This window comes from Pseudoalteromonas sp. BSi20652 (genome assembly GCF_000239855.1).
GTDB lineage: Bacteria > Pseudomonadota > Gammaproteobacteria > Enterobacterales > Alteromonadaceae > Pseudoalteromonas.
Window position 1 is genome coordinate 1 of sequence record NZ_BADT01000169.1, and the last position, 20,529, is coordinate 20,529.

General features: G+C 38.0%; 19 protein-coding genes and 1 pseudogene. 11 read left to right on the top strand and 9 right to left on the bottom strand.

From position 1 onward, the window contains the following. Positions 1 to 1,061 precede the first annotated feature (1,061 nt). Both P20652_RS05445 and P20652_RS05440 read left to right on the top strand, forming a co-directional pair. Positions 1,062 to 2,216, top strand: coding sequence for a porin (locus P20652_RS05445; protein ID WP_008170548.1), 1,155 nt, complete (start codon positions 1,062 to 1,064; stop codon positions 2,214 to 2,216). Beyond that, positions 2,216 to 2,677, top strand: coding sequence for a hypothetical protein (locus tag P20652_RS05440; RefSeq protein ID WP_008170549.1), 462 nt, complete (start codon positions 2,216 to 2,218; stop codon positions 2,675 to 2,677). Before P20652_RS05445 ends, P20652_RS05440 begins: the two co-directional genes overlap by 1 nt. A 41-nt stretch (positions 2,678 to 2,718) precedes the next feature. Here P20652_RS05440 and P20652_RS05435 read toward each other — a convergent pair whose 3' ends face one another. Next, on the bottom strand, positions 2,719 to 4,674 hold the full coding sequence (locus tag P20652_RS05435) for a bifunctional diguanylate cyclase/phosphodiesterase (protein WP_237707137.1): 1,956 nt from the start codon (positions 4,672 to 4,674) through the stop codon (positions 2,719 to 2,721). 397 nt (positions 4,675 to 5,071) lie between these two features. Here P20652_RS05435 and P20652_RS05430 point away from each other — a divergent pair, with 397 nt between their 5' ends. The 8 genes from P20652_RS05430 to P20652_RS05395 all read left to right on the top strand — a co-directional run bounded on the left by P20652_RS05430 (position 5,072) and on the right by P20652_RS05395 (position 11,091). Beyond that, complete coding sequence (locus P20652_RS05430) at positions 5,072 to 6,004, top strand: hypothetical protein (RefSeq protein WP_008170552.1); 933 nt, start codon at positions 5,072 to 5,074, stop codon at positions 6,002 to 6,004. 26 nt (positions 6,005 to 6,030) lie between these two features. Further along, the gene (locus P20652_RS05425) at positions 6,031 to 6,930 is read left to right on the top strand and encodes a DUF350 domain-containing protein (protein WP_024609365.1); all 900 of its coding nucleotides are present in this window, start codon (positions 6,031 to 6,033) and stop codon (positions 6,928 to 6,930) included. A 72-nt stretch (positions 6,931 to 7,002) separates the two neighbouring features. Further along, positions 7,003 to 8,655: a polyamine aminopropyltransferase gene (locus P20652_RS05420; RefSeq protein WP_370587537.1), complete on the top strand. Its 1,653-nt coding sequence runs from the start codon at positions 7,003 to 7,005 to the stop codon at positions 8,653 to 8,655. A gap of 79 nt (positions 8,656 to 8,734) precedes the next feature. Beyond that, complete coding sequence (locus P20652_RS05415; protein WP_008170558.1) at positions 8,735 to 9,148, top strand: YjfI family protein; 414 nt, start codon at positions 8,735 to 8,737, stop codon at positions 9,146 to 9,148. A gap of 24 nt (positions 9,149 to 9,172) precedes the next feature. Then, positions 9,173 to 9,865 (top strand): PspA/IM30 family protein, encoded by a 693-nt coding sequence (locus P20652_RS05410; protein WP_004335088.1) that lies wholly within the window; start codon positions 9,173 to 9,175, stop codon positions 9,863 to 9,865. A gap of 74 nt (positions 9,866 to 9,939) precedes the next feature. Beyond that, a complete protein-coding gene (locus P20652_RS05405; protein ID WP_008170560.1) occupies positions 9,940 to 10,578 on the top strand; it encodes a hypothetical protein in 639 nt (212 codons plus the stop codon). Next, a complete protein-coding gene (locus P20652_RS05400; protein WP_008170561.1) occupies positions 10,575 to 10,895 on the top strand; it encodes a hypothetical protein in 321 nt (106 codons plus the stop codon). The genes P20652_RS05405 and P20652_RS05400 overlap by 4 nt, the downstream gene beginning before the upstream one ends. A gap of 10 nt (positions 10,896 to 10,905) precedes the next feature. Beyond that, positions 10,906 to 11,091 carry a hypothetical protein gene (locus P20652_RS05395; protein ID WP_008170563.1) on the top strand — a complete coding sequence of 62 codons (186 nt, stop codon included), beginning with the start codon at positions 10,906 to 10,908 and terminating at the stop codon, positions 11,089 to 11,091. Between the two features lie 19 nt (positions 11,092 to 11,110). Here P20652_RS05395 and P20652_RS05390 read toward each other — a convergent pair whose 3' ends face one another. From P20652_RS05390 to P20652_RS05375, 5 genes are all read right to left on the bottom strand, one after another. After that, on the bottom strand, positions 11,111 to 11,515 hold the full coding sequence (locus P20652_RS05390) for a hypothetical protein (protein ID WP_008170566.1): 405 nt from the start codon (positions 11,513 to 11,515) through the stop codon (positions 11,111 to 11,113). Between the two features lie 9 nt (positions 11,516 to 11,524). Next, positions 11,525 to 12,058, bottom strand: coding sequence for a hypothetical protein (locus tag P20652_RS05385; RefSeq protein ID WP_008170567.1), 534 nt, complete (start codon positions 12,056 to 12,058; stop codon positions 11,525 to 11,527). Positions 12,059 to 12,169: 111 nt separating this feature from the next. Continuing rightward, positions 12,170 to 13,546 carry a lyase family protein gene (locus P20652_RS05380; protein ID WP_008170571.1) on the bottom strand — a complete coding sequence of 459 codons (1,377 nt, stop codon included), beginning with the start codon at positions 13,544 to 13,546 and terminating at the stop codon, positions 12,170 to 12,172. 11 nt (positions 13,547 to 13,557) lie between these two features. Then, the gene (locus tag P20652_RS18645; protein ID WP_237707138.1) at positions 13,558 to 13,923 is read right to left on the bottom strand and encodes a hypothetical protein; all 366 of its coding nucleotides are present in this window, start codon (positions 13,921 to 13,923) and stop codon (positions 13,558 to 13,560) included. Between the two features lie 101 nt (positions 13,924 to 14,024). Beyond that, a complete protein-coding gene (locus tag P20652_RS05375) occupies positions 14,025 to 14,210 on the bottom strand; it encodes a hypothetical protein (RefSeq protein ID WP_008170575.1) in 186 nt (61 codons plus the stop codon). A gap of 200 nt (positions 14,211 to 14,410) precedes the next feature. Here P20652_RS05375 and P20652_RS05370 point away from each other — a divergent pair, with 200 nt between their 5' ends. Further along, positions 14,411 to 15,001 carry a DUF938 domain-containing protein gene (locus tag P20652_RS05370; protein WP_008170577.1) on the top strand — a complete coding sequence of 197 codons (591 nt, stop codon included), beginning with the start codon at positions 14,411 to 14,413 and terminating at the stop codon, positions 14,999 to 15,001. Here P20652_RS05370 and P20652_RS18650 read toward each other — a convergent pair. From P20652_RS18650 to P20652_RS05360, 3 genes and pseudogenes are all read right to left on the bottom strand, one after another. Continuing rightward, positions 14,978 to 16,117 (bottom strand): annotated as a pseudogene (locus P20652_RS18650) (GNAT family N-acetyltransferase). The gene P20652_RS05370 and the pseudogene P20652_RS18650 overlap by 24 nt on opposite strands. A gap of 2 nt (positions 16,118 to 16,119) precedes the next feature. Next, complete coding sequence (locus tag P20652_RS05365) at positions 16,120 to 17,502, bottom strand: carboxylesterase (RefSeq protein WP_008170583.1); 1,383 nt, start codon at positions 17,500 to 17,502, stop codon at positions 16,120 to 16,122. Then, positions 17,495 to 20,212 carry an ATP-binding protein gene (locus tag P20652_RS05360; protein ID WP_008170586.1) on the bottom strand — a complete coding sequence of 906 codons (2,718 nt, stop codon included), beginning with the start codon at positions 20,210 to 20,212 and terminating at the stop codon, positions 17,495 to 17,497. The genes P20652_RS05365 and P20652_RS05360 overlap by 8 nt, the downstream gene beginning before the upstream one ends. Between the last annotated feature and the right edge of the window lie 317 nt (positions 20,213 to 20,529).

The following is a 20,529-nucleotide window of genomic DNA, read 5'->3' on the forward strand; positions in this document are numbered from 1 at the left end:
GACATCAACACATATCACGTAGGTCGGGCGAACGTAGCGATTCACGACGCTAAAATCACAACAAAACCCCTCAATAACTCAGTCGGCCAATAAACTAGCATTTGCTAGGTGACTTTCTACCGCTGTGGGCACTACGACAGTACCAGGCTTCAAATTGTAGAAACCCGTTACAACAATGTGACGGTTTTTTTGCTGTCTGGGATTTAGTAAATAGCCAAGAGCCCAAACCGCACTCAGCAGTGAAACAAAACAGCTCGAAGGCGAGCCCCACGGAAGGCCGCCCCGACACAAAGATAGTGTAGCATTTCACTGTGACTCTCTACGGCTGTGGGCACTACGACATTACCAGGCTTCAAATTAAAGAAACCCGTTACAGCAATGTGACGGGTTTTTTTGCTGTCTAGGATTTAATAAATAGCCAAGAGCCCAAACCGCACTCAGTAGTGAAACAAAACTGCTCGAAGGCGAGCACTGCGGAAGGCCACCCCGACACAATGATAGTGCAGCATTTCACTGTGACTCTTTACCGCTGTGGGCACTACGACATTACCAGACTTCAAATTGTAGAGCGTCAGAATCTAACGATTCGGGCTTTTTTACGTCTGCTGAAAAGTGAAATATGAGTGGATTACTAGCATATCGCATTATAATTTAGCTCAATTACATCCTACAAAAGACTCACATTAATCACTCAATCTTGCTGAATGAGATAAATTAAGAATCAGTTTGATCCCCTACTTAGTTGATAAGTATTTATATAAATATAATTAAGATTTATCTCTGCAATACTCATGGGATTGAGTTACAAATAGTGTTACCTAGATACTTAATGCTCTTGTAGAACACATATATTGTGCCAACATGTAATTCATTGGCTATAATGATACATCTTAGGTAGCGGTAAGAGCGCTACTTAAAATAATTAAATAATTAATTATCCGAACTGGTAAATTATTTCCTTGTTAGCATAATTAATCTTCATTGTACTTTGCCTAATCCAACAAAGGGTTTAATTTTCTCTAATGCGATATAAAATATCTTTGTGCTTACTATTGACCACAATGCTTACTCATTTTTCTGCTTTTTCTAATGATTTAGAATTCTCTGGTTATGCTCGAGTTATCGGTGGCTACTTAGACGAAAAAAATGTTGAATTTAAGGGATATGAAGACAGTATTAAATTTTCCCCATCTAGTTTAATTGGGTTGCAAGGCGAGTATCAGTTTGATGATAAGTGGTCTGCAACAGCCCAAGTTTTGCTAAGAAGCAATAACACAACAGCCTCCGATAACTCTGGCCTAGAGTGGTTATATTTAACATATACGCCAACAGATAATATTCAGATTAAACTCGGAAAATTACGCACACCTTTTTTTACTATGAGTGACTTTTCGGATGTTGGTTTTGCGTACCCATGGATCAATCCACCCCAACAAGTCTACGATACTTATTTATTTAAAACATTTAATGGCATAGATGCTGTTTATAAATTTGGAGCAGAAAATTTTGATGTGAGCTTTGAAGGTTACTATGGTGAAGAGTCGGGTGATATAGGGATTGGCGCCTTAAGAACGGGCTTTGAAGTTGATAACCTTTTAGGATTCATTGGTAAGATTAATATTGAAAACTTAGAATTTAGAGTTTCCCGGTATAATGGAAATATCAAGCTTGATATTGATGAGATAAGACAGCTAGAAAATGTGCTTAATAGCCTTAATTTTACAAAAAGCGCCAGCTCGGTAAAAACAAAAGGTAGAGCACATGCAGACCAATTTGGCGTAATTTACGACAATTTAGATTATTTTTTTAGAGGTGAATGGATCCGCATAAAAACTGATTTAGGAATAGTGCCTATAATTCAAAGCTATTATTTAACTGCCGGTGTTAATTATGCCCCTTTTACTTACCACTTAACATTTGCTGATAGTGACGTAGAAACTCGTTCCGCTGAGAATGAAATACCGTTAGGCATTAATAGCGACTTAGATCAACTTGCATATGGGTACAACCGCATTTTTGATGAATCTACGCCTGATTCAATTAAGAGTTGGACAGTTGGTGTACGCTGGGATGTGTTGCCAAACCTAGCTTTAAAAGCTGAGTTTTCGACACTCGAAGGTGACAATGTAAAAGACTCGTTTTTTGTTATCCCTGATGACTCTGATTTTGATAAGAAAACGAATCTTTATCTTATTGGTTTGGATTGGGTATTTTAATGATATTTTTTAAATTTATTAATAACATTAAAAAAACAGCGTTACTTTTTGCTGTAGCTTGTAGTCTATTAGGTTTTAGTCTTTCAGTTCATGCAGAGAATACAAATCCCTCGAACGTTATTATTGTAGTAAATACAACAGACAAAAACTTATCCTTTAGTAAGCAACAAATTCGCCATATTTATATGGGCGGGGCTATGAGCAGACAATTTAAAGCTGTTAACCTATTTGTTGGCAATCCACTAAGAATAAATTTTAACACTAGGATGGTGGGCCTTACTGAATCTAGGATACAAGCTTATTGGGCCCAAATGCGATTCACTGGGCGCAGCAAACCACCTATTGAATTTGAGACTACAGAAGAGGTTATAGAATACTTACTAACCGTCGAGGATTCAGTAGCTTACCTTCCTACAGGGATCACTATACCTAAAGAGCTCACCATCATTGCACTAAATTAAAAGTAAGCCACTTGGTTAGTGCAAGCATCAATAGCACTGAGTTATTTTGTAGTTATTGTTAGTTCTTTAAACAATGTTTTTGCTCGTTCAATTGCTTGAGCTAATTGTGCAATGCATACTGGCTTTGCAAAGTAATAGCCCTGCATTTCATCACTACCATGTGATACTAGGTAGTTAGCTTGATCGGTTGTTTCAATCCCTTCACTACATATTTTTAAACCAAGGCGCTGGCCTAAATCGAGTATTGCTTGTAATACCGCAGTGTCTTTTGCTGAGCTCGCATATTGATTAACAAACATTCGATCTATCTTTAATGTATCAATTTCAATTTTAGTAAGGTAACTCAATGAAGAGTAACCAGTGCCAAAGTCATCTAATGCAATTGAGCCTCCCATAGCTTTAATTTGACTAAAAAATTGGTTAGCGTTTTCAAAATTTTCTAAATAGCTTGATTCTGTTATTTCAAACTGAATATTTGAAATATCAACGCTATGTTCAAGTAGTTTACTTTTTACAGTATGAATGAAGTTATGATCTTTTAAGTCATGGCTCGAAAGGTTCATGGAGACGAGTACATTATTCCCCATAAGTTGTTTTAGCATTTGCATATCTTTAAATACTTGTGTGATAACCCATTGGGTAATGGCTTTTATTTTACCTGCTTGTTCCGCTATAGGTATAAACTCACCAGGAGAAACAAAGCCTAGCTCTTTGCTTTGCCATCTTATTAAGGCCTCTAAGCCTTGAGCTTCGCCCGTATTCGACATTTTAAGCTGATAAAATAACTCAAATTCATTTTTCGATATTGCGTGAGATATTAAGTTAGCGACTTGCGCTTTTCGTTTGTTATCTTCAAGCATTTTATGGTGGAATATTGTATATGCGCCTTTGCCTTTTTCTTTTGATGTGTACATTGCAATATCGGCATTACTAATAAATGTATTTATATCAAATTCAGCTCCTTTGGCACTCGCTATACCAATACTAATACCTGCAGGTACGTTCCATTCGTTTATAGTGAATGGCTCTTTCATACCTTCAATGATACTTTCGGCAATATCTATAACAATAGATTGCTCAGTGATATTAGGTAGCATAATTAAAAACTCATCACCGCCTAACCGTGCAATTATGTCGTTACTACGCAGATAACTTTTTACTTTTTTGGCCACAGCTTGTAAAAGCATATCTCCGGTTTCATGGCCTAGGGTATCGTTAACACCCTTAAAGCTATCAACATCAAAGAACATAATCGCAACGTCTTGGTCGTTACTTTTACTACTAGCTAACTCGAGTTTGAGTAGATCCATAAAAAACATACGATTAGGTAAACCCGTTAATATATCGTAGTTGGCGAGGCGCTCCATTGAATGCGTTTGTACTAAAAGTTGTGCGGTGTGTTTATGATTGGTTTGAATTTGGGAGTCAATTGTTTGTAGTAATGCATTAATGTCGTTACCAAGTTGAGATACTTCATCATGACCAGTTACTTGATATTGAAGCTTATAATTTGTTGATTTTTCTACTTTCTGCGTGAATTTTGAGAGTTTTAAAAGTGGGCTTAATAAGCGCTGATATATCCAAAATGAAATAATAATGGTGAGTGCAATAATTAAAACAACAAATGGAGCCGCACTATAAAAAAGGCTAACTTTACTTTCATCCAATGGCTTTTTAAAGTCTTGTACAATGAGCAAATATCCAATAGGAAACTGTTCTTCCCCAATTGCCTTTAAGGCCACTAGTCCTTCATTAGTTATTGTAACCGCGTAAGGTAAATCTTTTGGTTGAATGCTTACGAGTTCAGGTTTGAAGTTCTCAAGATATAAATAGTTAGGGTGCACGTATGACTGAATTAACTGCCAGTTAGCATCAAATACATTAACAAACTTAATATGTTCGTATCGATCAAAGCCGAGCAATTCGGTGGTTATGGAGAACAAGTCAACTTGCTCAGACATAACGCGTAATAAACTATCGGAAATGTTTGAAGACATTGCATCTAAGTTTTGCTTAACAGATTGACGGTATAGATCCTCATGCTCATTAATCGCGAGGAAAAAAACTAAATTTGCGCTAAATATAATTAAAACTGTTGTTATTATAATAAATTTATACCGAATACTATGAAGCATTAAATTTAACCCTTAACCGTCATTTAATTATGTTTTAATCATTATTGTGTAATCAGGCAATCCATAATTGCAAAAAAGCTACTTACTTCGCCCTTTGTAGCACTAAAAGTATAACATTAAGAAGGCTTTTAAATTCACATACTAAATATAGCTGTTTATTTAATTTTGTACTGACTTACTTTGTTGCAATTTCATTCTTGGTTTAATAAGTGACCTGTGTAAAACTACCTAGGTTAATTTAGTAAATCAGGTGACATGAATGTCGAATATTAAAGCTTGGAAACTTATAAGCCTGTTTTGTTTGTTCGCAGTGCTTATGGGTTGTCAATCTAAAGAAGAGCAGCTGCAACAAACAATTCAAGAGTCTATTAAAAAGGTAGATACGGAGCTGTCACAGCTTGGTACTGCGCTTGATAATGGGAATGTGCGCAATGCTGTATTACTTAAAGAATATGGCGAGCTCCTTAAAAAACAACAACCAGAGCTTACAAAAGTTGTTGATGTAATTACCCTTGATGCAACGCGCCAAGGTGCACTTTATAGTGGTTTAACACAGCGACTTAAAGATATTAAAGGAACTTACTTAATTCCTCCTTATGAAGATACGCTACATAGCATTGATTTGTTGAGTGATGCATCTAAACCTGCGCTATTTTCTGATGCGCTAACCGATCCTATTAATATGCTAGCTGATATGTCCAAAGGCACTTTGGCGCGTGTAGGCGCAATTAGTAAGCAAGCTGAAGGTGAGGGTGTTGGTAACCAAATGGTTGGTAACCCTAACTATGGTAATTGGCAAACAAATAGTAACGGTATTAGCTTTTGGCAATGGTACGGCATGTACCGTATTTTAGGCGATGTATTTGACCGTGTTGAATATGGTAGTTGGAGCAAGCGCCGAAAGTATAGTTATTACAATGACTATGGCCGTTCGCGTTATTCAAGCCCTAAGCAAATTAAAACCCAAAGCGCGCTAGAAACACGCACGCGCCAAACATACCAACGCCAAGGTAAGCAGTTTACAAGCCCTTATGCGAGTAAAAAAACAGGTGCATCCGGTTTAAGCCGTAGTAGTTATACGCCACCAAAAAGCCGCAGTAGTTATTCTCGTTCGAGCAGTTATAGCAATAGCTCAGGATCGGTGCGTGATAGCGGTAGCAGAACCTCTCGTGGCGTGAGCCGTGGTAAGTAAAAGAATAAAGTTGGAGTTAGAATAATATGTATGAATTTAATGGAATAACTATGTGGTCGCTACAAGCATTGGCGATTGATTTTGCAATTATTGTTTTATTATTTGTAAGCCTAAAATATATAAAAGGCTGGGTTTCAAACTTACACGCAAATGATGAAATAACAGAGCGTGATAACTTTGCTTTTGGTATCAGCTTTGCCGCTGGTTTAGTGGCACTGGCGATTGTATTAACAGGTGTAAGTAGTGGTGCTTTTGCTGCAACACTGCAACAAGAAGCACTGCAAATGTTAGCTTACGGCGCATTAGCAATTGTACTTATTAAGTTAGGTCACTTTTTTCAAGATAAAGTAGCACTTCGTAAAGTAAGCCTGCACGACGAAATAGTTAAAGGTAACGTTACAGCTTCAATAATTGATTTTGGTCATGTTGTTAGCGTTGCAATAGTTATTCGCTCAGCACTTTTATGGGTGGCTACTGATGGCTGGCATGGTCTTCCAATTGTAATTGCTGCCTTTATTATAGGTAGTGTTGTATTACTACTTGTTAGCCAATACCGAGTGCAGTTATTTAAGCGTACAAACAAAAGTGGCGACTGCCTACAACAAGCAATTGTTGATGGTAATTTAGCTGTGGGTATTCGTTACGCTGGATTTTTAATAGGTAGTGCATTAGCTATTACAGCGGCAACAGGTGTTGCACCGTATGCTGCTGATAACATTAATGCGAGTTTACTATACTGGGCTATTAGCGCAGTAGTGAGCCTTGTCGCATTTATTATTTTGCACTTAGTAACAATTAAAATAATTTTATCTGGTTGCGATATTTCCGATGAAGTTAATCGTCAAAAAAATGTAGGTGTAGCGACCATTTCTGCAGCCGTATCATTTGCTGTAGGTATCACTATGGCAACCTTGCTAGGCGCATAATCAGTGTCATCAATCAACACTCCCCCAAGTAAGTCTCGTTTACTTGGGCACGATATTTTACTAATAACTGTTATGGCCGTGCTTGCTGGGTGCGGCCTTATTTATGAATACTTACTGTCTCATTATGCGGGCCGTGTACTTGGCTCAGTAGAAAGCGCTATTTACGCCATGATCGGTACTATGATTGTAGCAATGGGCTTAGGCGCTTTTTTAGCGCGTTGGTTTAAAGATGCATTTACCGCTTTTGCTTGGCTAGAAAGCATTATTGCTTTGGTTGGCATGGGCTGCATTTTAGCGATAGCGGGTGTAATAGCTGTAAGTTATTCTCTTCCTCATTTATTTTCGAGCATTTTTAATTTACCCCCAGATGTTGTACTTAATGGTTACGTATTTCAAAAGCTACAAGAGTGGTCACGTTTTCTACCCTATGTTTTTGGTTTAATACTGGGCTTATTTATTGGTATGGAAATACCGCTTATAGCGCGCATTCGTCAGCACGTTTATGGCCGTTTTTTAGAAAACAACGCAGGGACTATTTATGGTGCCGATTATATTGGTGCTGGTATTGGCGCCGCCATTTGGGTAAGTATCATGCTCTCAATGCCTATAATGCAAGCTGCGGCGTGGACGGCGTTATTTAACATCATCGCAGGGCTCGCGTTTTTATGGCGTTACCATGCCCATGTGCGCTTTGCTAAGGCACTTTTAGTTTGCCATATAGTGCTGTTGGTATTATTTGGCTTTATTTTAGTATTTGGCAGTAGCTGGATGAACAGTCTAAGTAATGTTTTATATAAAGATAAAGTAATTTATTCGCAAGCAACCAAATACCAGCACGTAGTTTTAACCGAAAGGCTAAGTAAAAACCAACCTCAGCCAATTACCGATTTATATTTAAATGGTCGTTTACAGTTCTCAAGTATTGATGAGCAAATATATCATTCAATGCTGGTTTACCCTGCAATGCTTGCCTCTAACAGACACGACCGTGTATTAATAATTGGGGGTGGTGACGGACTAGCACTTAGAGATGTTTTAAAATGGCCTGTGAGTGAAGTAACGCTAATAGATTTAGACGCGCAACTACTCAATTTATTTGGTCATAAAGACGGTGACTTTACACCACCAGATGATATTAGTAAGCGACTAGTTACCCTTAACAACGATGCGATGGCAGATCCCCGAGCCAACATAATTGTGGGTGATGCATTTTTAGAAGTTGAAAAGCTGCTTGACCAATCTAAGCAGTTCGACACTATTTTAATTGATTTACCTGACCCTAATCATCCTGATCTAAATAAAATGTATAGTGACTACTTTTATAATCATGTACGGCAGTTATTAGCACCTGATGGGGCAATGGCGGTTCAATCAACCTCACCTTATCACGCTAAAAAAGCGTTTTTAAGCATTGCTAAAACAGTTAAAGCGGCTGGATTTGAGTATGTTGAGCAGTATCAGCAAAACATACCTTCGTTTGGGCAGTGGGGCTGGACTATAGCCACTAAAATGGGTCAGTCGGCCAGTGGCCGTATTAATGATGCGACGGCTATGCCTGTGCCATCAAGGTGGATTAGTAAAGAATATTTATTGGCAAGTTTTGTATTTCCTAACCACTACTTTGAACAAGTTGAAAGTATTGAGGTCAATAGGTTAGGGTCTGGTCAGCTGTATGATTACTATCGAACTGCATGGCAAATAGAAAGCGAATTGTATAAAAACTAACAAAACATGGTTGACATAATATGTCGACCATGAGAATCTTAACTCAGACATAATATGTCAAACGACAAAAGGCAGAGACATGGAATTAAATGAACTTTCAATAAAATTAGCTTCTTTTGAAACTGAAGGCGCTAACTTTGAGTCTTTCTTGATTGCCAACCCAGGCGAGCAAGATGTTTTACAAGTCATTGTTGATGGAAATGATGAGCTTCCAATTTTTGTTACGCAAACGCAAGAGCAGTTATTATGTATTAGCTACTTGTTTGACGAAGATGAAGTTAAAAGTGAATTACGCGACGAATTAAACGAAACATTATTACGTTTAAACGTGCCAATTCCACTGAGTGCATTTGCTAAAATCGATAACAAATACGCGATTTTTGGTGCACTGTCGGTAAATTCATCATTAGATGACGTTACCCACGAACTAGTGACATTAGCCGATAACGCTATCGACGCACTAGAAGCCGTGACCTTGTATTTAAACGATTAATAGCTAGTTAGTGGAGTTAAGATTATGAGTATTTTAAAAAAATTATTTACAGCAGTACGTGGCGGCGCTCGTGAAGCAGGCGAAGCAATTGTAGACAAAAATGGCATCCGTATTTTTGAGCAAGAAATTGCAGACGCGCAAAATGCACTTCACCGTGCTAAAAAAAGCCTTACTGAAGTAATGGCTAAAGAAATGCAAACTAAGCGTAAAATTAGCGCTGTAGATGCATCAATCGCTGAACATGAAGCGTATGCAGGCCAAGCGCTTGAAAAGGGCAACGAAGCATTAGCATTAGAAATTGCAGAAAAAATTGGTGACTTTGAAGCTGAAAAAGCTGAAAACGAGCAAGTATTGTCTGGCTTTAGCAATCACATTGTTGCGCTTAAGCAGCAAGTTAAAGATGCTGAAAAATCGATTAAAGAGAATCAGCGTCAGCTTACAATGGTTAAAACCACTGAAAGCGTACAGCAAGCAACAATGGCTGTTAACAGCACACTTAATACAAACAGCTCATCTATGACATCGGCTCGTCAATCGCTTGAACGCATTAAACAGCGCCAACAAGATCGAAGTGACCAGCTAGGTGCTGCAAAGCAACTTGAGTCAGACGTAAATGGCGATGACTTAAAAGCAAAAATGGCTGAAGCAGGCATTGGTGACACAAGCCCAAAAAGTGCTGATATTTTAGCTCGCATCAAAGCGAAGCAAAATAGCTAACCATTACGTTTATACTTTAAAAAGGTAACCGAGTTTTGCTCAGTTACCTTTTTTGCTTAGAGGGCAGCCTTCCTATGTTTAATTTTTTCAAATCTAAAAAAGAGCCAGAGCGTCAGCTTAATCATCCGAGCGATCTTAAAAAAGGCGACATGTTTAGCGTTATCGACTCATTTGCTTATCCTGCATGGTTAAAGGGTGAAACGTTACGCGTTACTGATATTCAGACTTACCAATATCAGCACAGTAGTGATACTGAATTTGTACTTGAGACAAACAGTGGCCAAGTTGTATTTTTACAAATTGAGCAAGATGACGGCGAAGAGTGGGCTAACTTTTCTATTAAAATTCAGCGAAACGAAGTTGAAGAAATATTTAGCCTTGATGAGTTTGCGCGTATTTTTGATGAAGAGTCGTTAACCCACATTACAGTGCAAAATACACCAGAGCGCTTTATGCAGTTTTTAGCTAAAAGCTATCAACAAAGCGAGTCGCCTTATGTGTGTTATTTCCATAATAAAGATTACCGCAACCAAACATTGCCTCGCTATGAGCAAGAAGGCGGTGAGCCATGTGAAATGATTTGTTTAGCGTCAGATAATGAAGGCTTTGGTTTAAATATCGAAATTTGGGATGGCGGCGAAACCGAAGTATCGCTAACGCTCAAGCGTCCAATGTCAGACATTGTAGACTTGTTTCCCGGAGATGCTAAGTGAGTGATGCTAAAGACAAGTGGTTACGTCAGGAACAAGCTGTACGTGCCACGCAAATGGCATTTGATCTAAGCAGCGAAGTTCAAAAGCTGATAAAAAAGCAAGCTATTGACCAAGAGTTAACGCCGTCAGATATGATCCGTAAAATACTTGGCTTAGATGTAAAGTCTAAAAAAACGCGTCAACGTTTATCGTTTAACTTAAATGATGATGAAATAGCGCAACTAGCCAGTCGCTTTGATGTACAAAGCGATGATAAGCGAGCCGTAAAGCAACAAGTAGCTGATTTATTAATTGCTCACACAAAAAAATCTAAGTAATTAAAGCTATATGAATATTATTTTAATTGCTTACTTAATTATTTTTGCGTTGTTTGGTACCGCTGCTGGTTATTTTGTACGCTTTATTTACGCATATTGGGTGCTTAAAACAATGCCCATGAAATACATTGTAAAAGCGGGTATTTGCGTGGTATTGGTGGTTGTAATTTCAGCGTTAATTCCGTATTTAGGTTAACGCTGAAATTAAGTTTGATTTATTTTATATCAAACGACAGACATTGCTGATTTATACACAGCGATTGCACTTCAAGTACAGGGGAACAATCGGTTAAGCCTTGTGCTTTATTTTGTATTTTTTCTTGTTTTGTTATTTGTTGAGCAAGCTGTTCGGCTTCTTCCTGAGATGTGTTTAGTGTTGAATAAACAGCGTATTTACTTGGCCCGCCACAAGCACGTGCACCCACTTCAAGTATTTTGCACTGAAAGCTAGCGGTGCAGCTATTATTACTCACCATGTTACTCAGATCATAGTTTAAGTCAGACAAGTTTTTACTTTGCTTATTACTTGACGTTAAAGTGCTAGCGCAACCACTTAGTAATAAAATGATGCTAGCAACGCTTAAAATTGATAGTTTAAATGCCGATGTTAAACAACTCATACGTTATCCTTAAAATACACTTGCCGCTGAGCCTTCAAGTTTAACACATTTATTTTCAACACACTGTGTGCTTGGTGTTGTTAAATGCTGACAAATACTCATCATCCCTTTTTGTGAATTGTAGTTACTTTCAAGTTTAGTGATTTTTTCGCCAAGGATTGTTACTTGCTCCTCAGATGCTGCGTTTGTTGAGTACACAACAAAGCTACTAGGCCCACCACATGCACGACTGCCTACCGCAATTACTCTGCATTGGGTGCTGGTATCACATTGCTTATCTGTGATTAGTGTATTTAATTCGGCTTTAGCTGTTTTTATGTCTTCTATTGAAACGTTTTTTGAATCGGCTTTTGGAATTTTTTCAGCAATTACATTATTTTTTGTATTTTCTTTTAATTGAGTGTTTTCTTCTAGCTTTTGCAGCTCTTGCTTTGATGTTTCTGCTTCTGAGGAGATTGTTACTTGCTGCGTTTCAGCTGGCGTTTTATCCAAGCATGCAGTTAAACAAAGTGGTAATAATATGGCTAACAATGGGGTACGCATAACAAACCTTGATAGTGATGAAATATTCATCACTATCATACACGGTGCATTTTTAACGGCAATAAAAACTATATAATCAAGTAATTAAAGTGGTTATTAAATATCGCTATATTAAAGCCCCCCTTGCGTAAGCTTGGTGGGATTAAGTAATTTTTCGAGTTCATTGCGTGGTAAATCGGTTTCTTGTTCGGCTACATCAATAATAGGGCGGGCTTCTTTATAGGCTTGCTTTGCTATTTTCGCTGCTTTTTCATAACCGATCACCGGATTGAGCGCAGTGACCAAAATTGGATTTTTAGCGAGCGCTTTATCTATATTAGGCTGATTTACCTTAAAGCTGGCAATGGCTTTATCGCCTAATGCTTGCGTGCTATTGGCAAGTAATTCAATGCTTTGTAAAATATTATAAGCAATGACTGGTAGCATTACGTTCAGCTCAAAATTACCCGCTTGGCCTGCTACTGTAATAGTGGCATCGTTGCCAATAACTTGTGCGCTTACCATGGCTGCGGCTTCTGGTATTACTGGGTTTACCTTACCTGGCATAATAGACGAGCCCGGTTGAAGTGCTTCAAGCTCTATTTCACCAAGGCCAGCAAGTGGTCCTGAGTTCATCCAGCGTAAGTCGTTCGCTATTTTCATTTGTGCTACAGCGAGTACTTTTAATTGCCCCGAAAGCGCTACTATAGCGTCTTGTGAGCCTATGTTATAAAAAAAGTTACTACTAGGCGTAAATCTAATGCCTACATTAGCACTCAGGTTTTCTGCAAATTTGGCTGCAAACTTAGGGTCTGCATTTATTCCTGTTCCAACGGCTGTACCGCCTTGTGCAAGTTCGCATACACGCTCTAAGCTATATCTAATTCCTGCTGCGGCATGATTAACTTGTGACTGCCATGCACTTAGAGTTTGGTCAAAGGTAACAGGCATTGCGTCCATTAAATGTGTACGACCCGTTTTAACTATATGGCCTATTTCAGCTTTTTTATTTTCTAGGCTTTGTGATAAGTTTTCAAGCGAAGGTAGTAATTCATACACTATATTTATTGCACTACTGAGTGCGATAGCGGTAGGGATTACATCGTTAGAACTTTGTCCCATGTTTACGTCATCATTAGGATGAATGCTTTCACTGCCTAATCGGCTAGCAAGTGTTGCAATAACTTCGTTGGCATTCATATTTGAGCTTGTGCCCGAACCTGTTTGAAAAATATCAACGGGAAAATGCTCAACATACTCGCCATCAATAATACTTTGACAAGCTTGCTCAATTGCATCGGCTTTAGCTTCGCTTAAATGGCCAAGCTCACAGTTACTTTGTGCTGCGGCTTGTTTTATGTAAGCCAGTGCAGTTATAAATTGCTTTGGCATAGGTAAGCCACTAATGGCAAAATTATTAACGGCTCGCTGTGTTTGTGCTTGATAGAGTGCATTGGTAGGTACTTGTAGTTCACCCATACTGTCTGATTCTGTTCTAAAGTTGCTCATAAGTGTGCGCCTTAAAATGGGTTGAATTCGTGACTAAGAATACGAGCTTCACGCTCAAGTATTAAAAATTGTGCAGTATTGTTATGCACCTTATAAAACCGTTTTAATGCCAATAATGGTTTGTATAACTGCTCCACACATTGTTTACGGATAGTATTATGTATAAGAGGGTCGCACATTTTGTTCATAATTTCATGGTGTGTGCGTCTAAGGTAAAACTCTTGAAGCAAGGGACTGTGTTGTTGCTCAAATTTTTTGGCGACGTTAAGGGCGGTTTCTATGTAATCGGCAACCAGCATTGGAGCGTGCAAGCCGGGTCTTAAGCAATGGCAAGAGAGTTCTTGATGGTAACGGTGTGGGGCATGATTTGAAGGCATAAAAAAACCGACTCAATTTAACGATAATAGTTATCATTACATTTAATCGGTTTCAGTGTAAACAGTTATTATGAAAATTATTTGCGATACTAATTTGAGTTTTAATTGTAGCCAAGAATAAATATCTGATCTGTTTCATGTTTGGTCATCGCCTGTTGATTATGTTTAGGGTGCGAAAGTAAATCGATTACTGTAGCTCTCATATCAACGGCGTAACTATGATCGTCGGTGTTTTTTTCGGTTATAGCAATAGCTGCGTCTACAGCTGTATAAGGGGGTATATGCATAATTTTATCCTCTGGTGTTTTAATAATGAGTTAAACCCTATGGGGTTAGTTTTATAAAAGCATATTACATACCAACCGTAATAAATAAATTTAACTTAATGATTATAATAGAGTTAAAAAATTATCTCTTTTTCATCACGACAAAATAAGCCAAATTTGCTTTACTGTTGTGCATTAACCTACAATTTTGGTGCACCGTAATGACTAAGCCATTTTCACAAGCCTGTGAAAACAATAAAACTCCTATTTTAGAGCAATTAAAAGACGTTTTAAAAAACATTAAAACAGTACTCGAAGTCGGCTCAGGAACCGGCCAGCATAGTGTTTTTTTTGCAGAGCAATTACCACATTTACAATGGCATACAAGTGATCGTTCGATTAACCACGAAGGCATTAATTTATGGCATAGTGAAGCTAATTTAACTAATTTACATGCACCACTTGAGCTTGATTTAAATAATGAGTGGCCAGTAGATAAAGTTGACGCTATTTACACTGCAAACACATTTCATATTGTAAGCTGGCAATTAGTTGAACGTTTTTTTGACGGTGTTAAACGTCACTTAAATAGCGAAGGTATGTTATGTATTTATGGTCCATTTAAATACCAAGGTAACTTTACCAGCCCAAGTAATGACGACTTTAGTGCTTTTTTAACAGAGCGCGACCCATTAAGTGGAATAAGAGACTTTGAAGCGGTTGAGCAACTAGCCAAGCAAGCAGGGCTTACGCTTATTAGTGATACAGCCATGCCTGCAAACAATCAGTTACTCGTTTTTAAACGGCAGTAATGAGCTACATTGCTCTTTATATATATCAATATGGCGGCGTTCGCGTTTTAAATAGTCGCTGATTGCATTACTAAAGTCGCCGTCAACAATATGGTGAGCAGAGTAGGTAAGGACGGGTTCAAATCCGCGCGCTATTTTGTGCTCGCCTTGTGCACCCGAGTGAAAACAGCTGAGTTTATGCTTTATTGCAAACTCAATACCTTGGTAATAACACAACTCAAAGTGCAGCGAATCTACTTCTTCGCTTGCTCCCCAGTAGCGCCCATAAAGCGTGTTTTTACCTACTAAACTAAGTGTTGCAGCAATCACGCTGTCGTCTTTTTTGGCCAGCATAATAACGAGACTATTAGCCATTAAGGCATGTAAAAGCGTAAAAAACTCCATATTTAAATAGCCCAAATGACCAGAGCGCTTTAAGTAGGTACGCTGATAAAACTCACAAAACAATTGCATTATCTCGGGCGTAATTTATGTGCCTTGCAGCCATTCAATATTAATGTTCTGTTGCGCTATTTTAGCTCGCTCTTTTTTAAGGGATTTACGTTTGCGTGAGCTAAGTATTTGCAAAAAGTCGTCAAAGGTTTCAAAACCTTTATTAAACCACTGAAACTGCACACCCACTCTTAGCATGGCGTGTTGCTCAGTTAATGATGTTGCTTGAGCTTGATCGCAAAAGTTAACATGCCATCCCGACCATCTTTGCTGAGCACTGTGTATGCTCAGTTGCTCTGTAATGTATTGATATACCGCATTTGGGTTAGCGTGCTCGATAGCAATACGCTTGCCTTCAATAGGGCTAAAGGGAATGCCAGATAGCCACTTGGGGTAATACTCTAAACCGTGTTTTTCGTATGCCTCAGCCCACGCCCAATCAAATACGTACTCGCCGTATGAATGACTTTTTAAATACCCGGGTGCAAGTGCAACGAGCGTATCACTTTCAAAAATAGCGAGGTGATGGGGCTGCCAACCGCTTTTTTGTGTTACGCATTGGCTTTGTTCAAGGGCATATAAAAAAGCATGTTGAGTAAATGGTTCATCACCAAATAAACGTTGCCACTGCGTTTGGTCTATTGCATTAATGCTGTTAAACCATTGGTGCGAAAATGTTCCCATAACTACTTACCTTGTAGGTTTTCCACTTTTTTAATAAACGTATTAATTTGCATTTTAAGCTCGGTAAAATGAGGATTATACGTTAAGCGCTGTAAAGCCGGATAATGTTTTAAGTTGGCGCTTGTACGCTCTCCTAGTTGTGGGTTTTTAGTTGTTTTACATGTTTTGTACAGAGATTCGTCGTTAATAAAGCTACCACAATTACGATAAGTTGCGTTAATTCCATAATGTGGATTTTGCGGTGAGTTAACAACAGCAATATGCGATATACCATGAACCTTTTTACACTGAGGTGTTGTGCATTGCGGATTATTTACTGCGTAGTCACTAGTAAATCCCGTCGGTAAAATATCGGTGCTTCCATAAAGTACTAAAGTATCGAGCGGCTTATATTCGATTGAATTACCTTTGTGTAACGCACTTAATAGCTTTAGCGTGGCACGCGTATCTATTGTGGTATCAATGTCGGAAAGTACACTAAAAATAGGCAATTTGAGTGCAGAGCGTTTGTTTAAGCTACTAACACTTGTAAGTGACATTGCATCGTACGAAGCGGTAGCTGCGTTTAAAGGAAATGATTCATATTTAGCAAAGTCCACATCGGCGTCTTTATCAATCCAATTAACAAAGGGTATGGCATCAATCCACTTTGCCATATAACCATGTTTGTTATGCGGCTCAGAGCCAGGTGAAAAAAGCATTAACGCTTTAATTTTTGGTGAGGTAGTTTGTTTGGTTGCATAATCAATAAGTAACGCTGCACCGGTTGAGTAACCTGCGAGTATTACCTCATCAAAGTCTTGCACCGAGCGTTCAACCCCGTACTTTATAGCTTGTTGCCATTGGCTAACGTCTACATTGAGTAAGGCACTTGCGGCACTACCATGTCCTGGTAATAATACAGTGCGCACGGTATAGCCTTGCTGATAATACACTTGTGCTAAATCGTGATACGTAAAGGGGGAGTCAGTTAGCCCGTGGATTAGTAGTGCAACTTTATTACTGTTTGGATGCGTGAGCTCAAAAGGAGCAGTAATATCTGCAATAGTAGGGTCAGGTTTTCGCTTACCTTGCGTTACTAATTGCTGATACGTTTGTGTAATAACAGGGCATGGCATATTTGCACGGGGGTTGGCTTTATTTATATGCTTATACGCGTAATCTAAGTAATCATTAAATGGTAAAAGGGCGTGGTAATTAAAGCGCTGGTGGTTATGCTTATTTTCAAAGCGTAATAAGCCTTGTTGCTTGCTTTTTGTTATAAATTTAAAGTCGCTCGCCTGCGATATACAGCTTTGAGCGACAGTAATATGCGAAAAAACACTTAAAACAAAACCAAAAGCTATTCTTAAAGCGACTCTTAAAGTTAAACCATTATTATTCATTAACTACTGCATATTGGACAAGACACTCGGTTAGCTTAATGAGTTCAAGCGGTTTTGCAAGATGTTGATTAAATCCAACTGCTTGTGCATGTGCTTTATCCTCAGGCATAACGTCGGCAGTTAAAGCAATAATAGGGAGTTCTTGTTCGGTTTTAAACTGCCTGATCAGTGCCGTTGCTCTATAGCCATCCATTATAGGCATTTGGCAATCCATAAGGACTAAATCAAAATGTTGTTTTTTCACTATATCTACCGCTAACTCACCATTTTCTACTATATACGGTACAATCCCTAACGAGCCAAGCATCGCTTTAATAACCATTTGATTTACCGGGTTGTCTTCTGCAACCAAAATACTTAAAGACGTAATATTAGTACTTTCAAGAGTAACAATGGGCTGCTTTTGTGGCTCAATTGTCTCTAATTGTATTAAAAATGTAAAAGTTGAGCCTTTATCTAATTCACTTTCAAGGGTTATTTTTCCCCCCATTAATTGGCTTAATTCTTTAGCTATGGTTAAACCCAAACCTGTACCACCAAACCGCCTTGAAGTAGAGTTATCAGCTTGAGTAAATGCAGCAAACAGCTTGTTATGTTGGTTTGATTTAATGCCTATACCAGTATCAACGACACTCATTGCAATTTTAACGTTGTTAGCGCAGACAAACTCTGTATTAATATTAAGTGTTATGCCGCCCTTGTTTGTAAATTTAATCGCATTACTACATAGGTTAAGTAGTATTTGCTCTATACGTATAGCATCACCAATAAACCATGTATCAACTGGCAGGTTGCAGTTAACCTTCCATTCAATATTTTTACTTATTGCGCTTTGTTCGAACATGTTACTTATGCGCTTTATAACGTCGTTCAAATCAAATGGAATGGATTCTAAAGTGAGTCGTTGTGATTCTATTTTTGATATATCGAGAATGTCATTTATTAGATTTAATAAACTTTTAGATGATGAGTTTATTTGATTTAAATAACCCATAAGCGTACTCGCATTGTCCTCTTTATGTACTAACGAAGAGAAACCTATAATCGCATTTAAAGGAGTGCGTATTTCATGACTCATATTAGCCAAAAATTGACTTTTAGCTTGGTTGGCTAAGTCAGACTGTTTTTTTGCTTGTGCAAGTGAATGGGTTCGCTTAGCAACTTGACGTGTTAGTTCTATTTGTTGCTGATTAAAAAGCATGAGAACTATTAAAATTAAAGCGCACACAGCTGCTTGTAGAATCAGAAGGAATAAAGTGAGTTGAGTATTACGCTGGACTAAGTAATTCTCCTTAAGGGCCAGTTTTACAGTCCATTGTTGTCCACCGAAGTAGAGATTGAACGACATTAAATTACTGCCAAAAGCCGGATTAAGGTTTTTAGTATAATTACTATAAAATGCAGGTTTGTTAGTATCCTCGTGCACAGCGATAGAAAACATATCAGATTGTCGCTTAGAAATCGCTTGATTAATAATACTGTCTACTAAAAACACGCCAGTAGCATATCCCTTAATTGCCTCTATACCTTGTGATTGATCATATACCGGGGCAAATAATAAATAAGCGGGGTTGGGTTTTGTTGTTTGTACCAACTGAATTATTTTAGTACTTATAGGTAAGTATTTTATAGCTGGGTTTTGCAGAGATGCTTTTCTATCAGGATTTGAATAGACATTAAAGCCGATCGCTTTTTGGTTTCCAATAAAAGGCGCTATGTATTTTATAATTACAAGTGGATCATTTGGTTCAAGCGGTTCACCAGTAATTTTTGTATTTAGGTGGTAAGCTTTTGATATATCATCTATAACATCTTCTTTTTGAGCTTGAGAAACCTTTACATTCCACGATAAAGCTTTAATAAACGAATGCTGTTCGAGTAACTGGCTTGTATAGGAGTAAAAATCCTGTTGCGCTAATTGAGGTGACGATTGAACTTGGCTTGCTAAGCTTTGCACTGCAATAATACTTTCATTTATATATCTATATAGGCTGTTTTCTATAATTTGAACTTCGCGTTCAGCAATTTTAATCGTGTTTATTCTATTTTCACGGTTGTATAACTGTGTTGTTATCACTACCGATATAAATAAAATAGAACACACGGCAAGGATTGGAAGTGTTGATATAGTGTGCTGATTTGATTTTTGCTGTAATAAAGAGAGTAAAAATGGGGTTGCAATTAACACTCCTAATGTATCACCAAGCCACCAATAAGTAACATTTTTCCAATGGTTATCAATGTTATAAACAGAGTTAAATTGACTAAGTGCATATACGCCAAAATTAGCTGAAATTAAGCTTACTAATACAGCGATGACCAGAATAAAGTAAATAATTTTTTTGCGATTTTTAAAGTGTAGTGGATGGCCAAGCCAAAATTTTAGTAAAGCAGCCCCTACCATAGCTTGAATAACCACACCCAAAGAAATAAACATAGCTTCGTAAAATGAGTTACCAATGAGCACCATTTCGTGGGCAGAGTTATCAAAAATATTTAAATTAAAGGCGATTGCTGCTGCAAATAATGGCGGTATGAAGCGCCACCACCAAATATAGCAACCTACCAACGCGATGCCGGCAGGCAGCCATATTGGAATTATTTGAGAGTTAAAAGCAAGTTTAGTGAGGCCAATGCCTACTAAAAAATAGGCAAAAGCAAAAATGATGTAAAAAATAATAGAGTTAGATTTAGAGTTAAAATTTTTCACATGAAGTCCAAGGAATTATTATTACCGTTTGAAATATCAGTATAGCTAACAGTGAGTTATTTGCGGCCTTTTTATAATGGCAACGGTTATTTACCAAATGACTTTTTAACACAACGTTTGACCCTATATTTGCAGTACAATTTAAGTTACCCCGCGCTGTTTACAGGCCCTTTGAGGTAATCAAGAGCGTATTCAATAACGTTGAGTCAGTAATAATGTTTTCTTGCTGATGCTGATTACATAATTGGTTTTTGTATCAAAATCAATTTAAGTTTGGCATTTATAATAATCAGAGCGGCAGGTGTTAAAATCGAAGG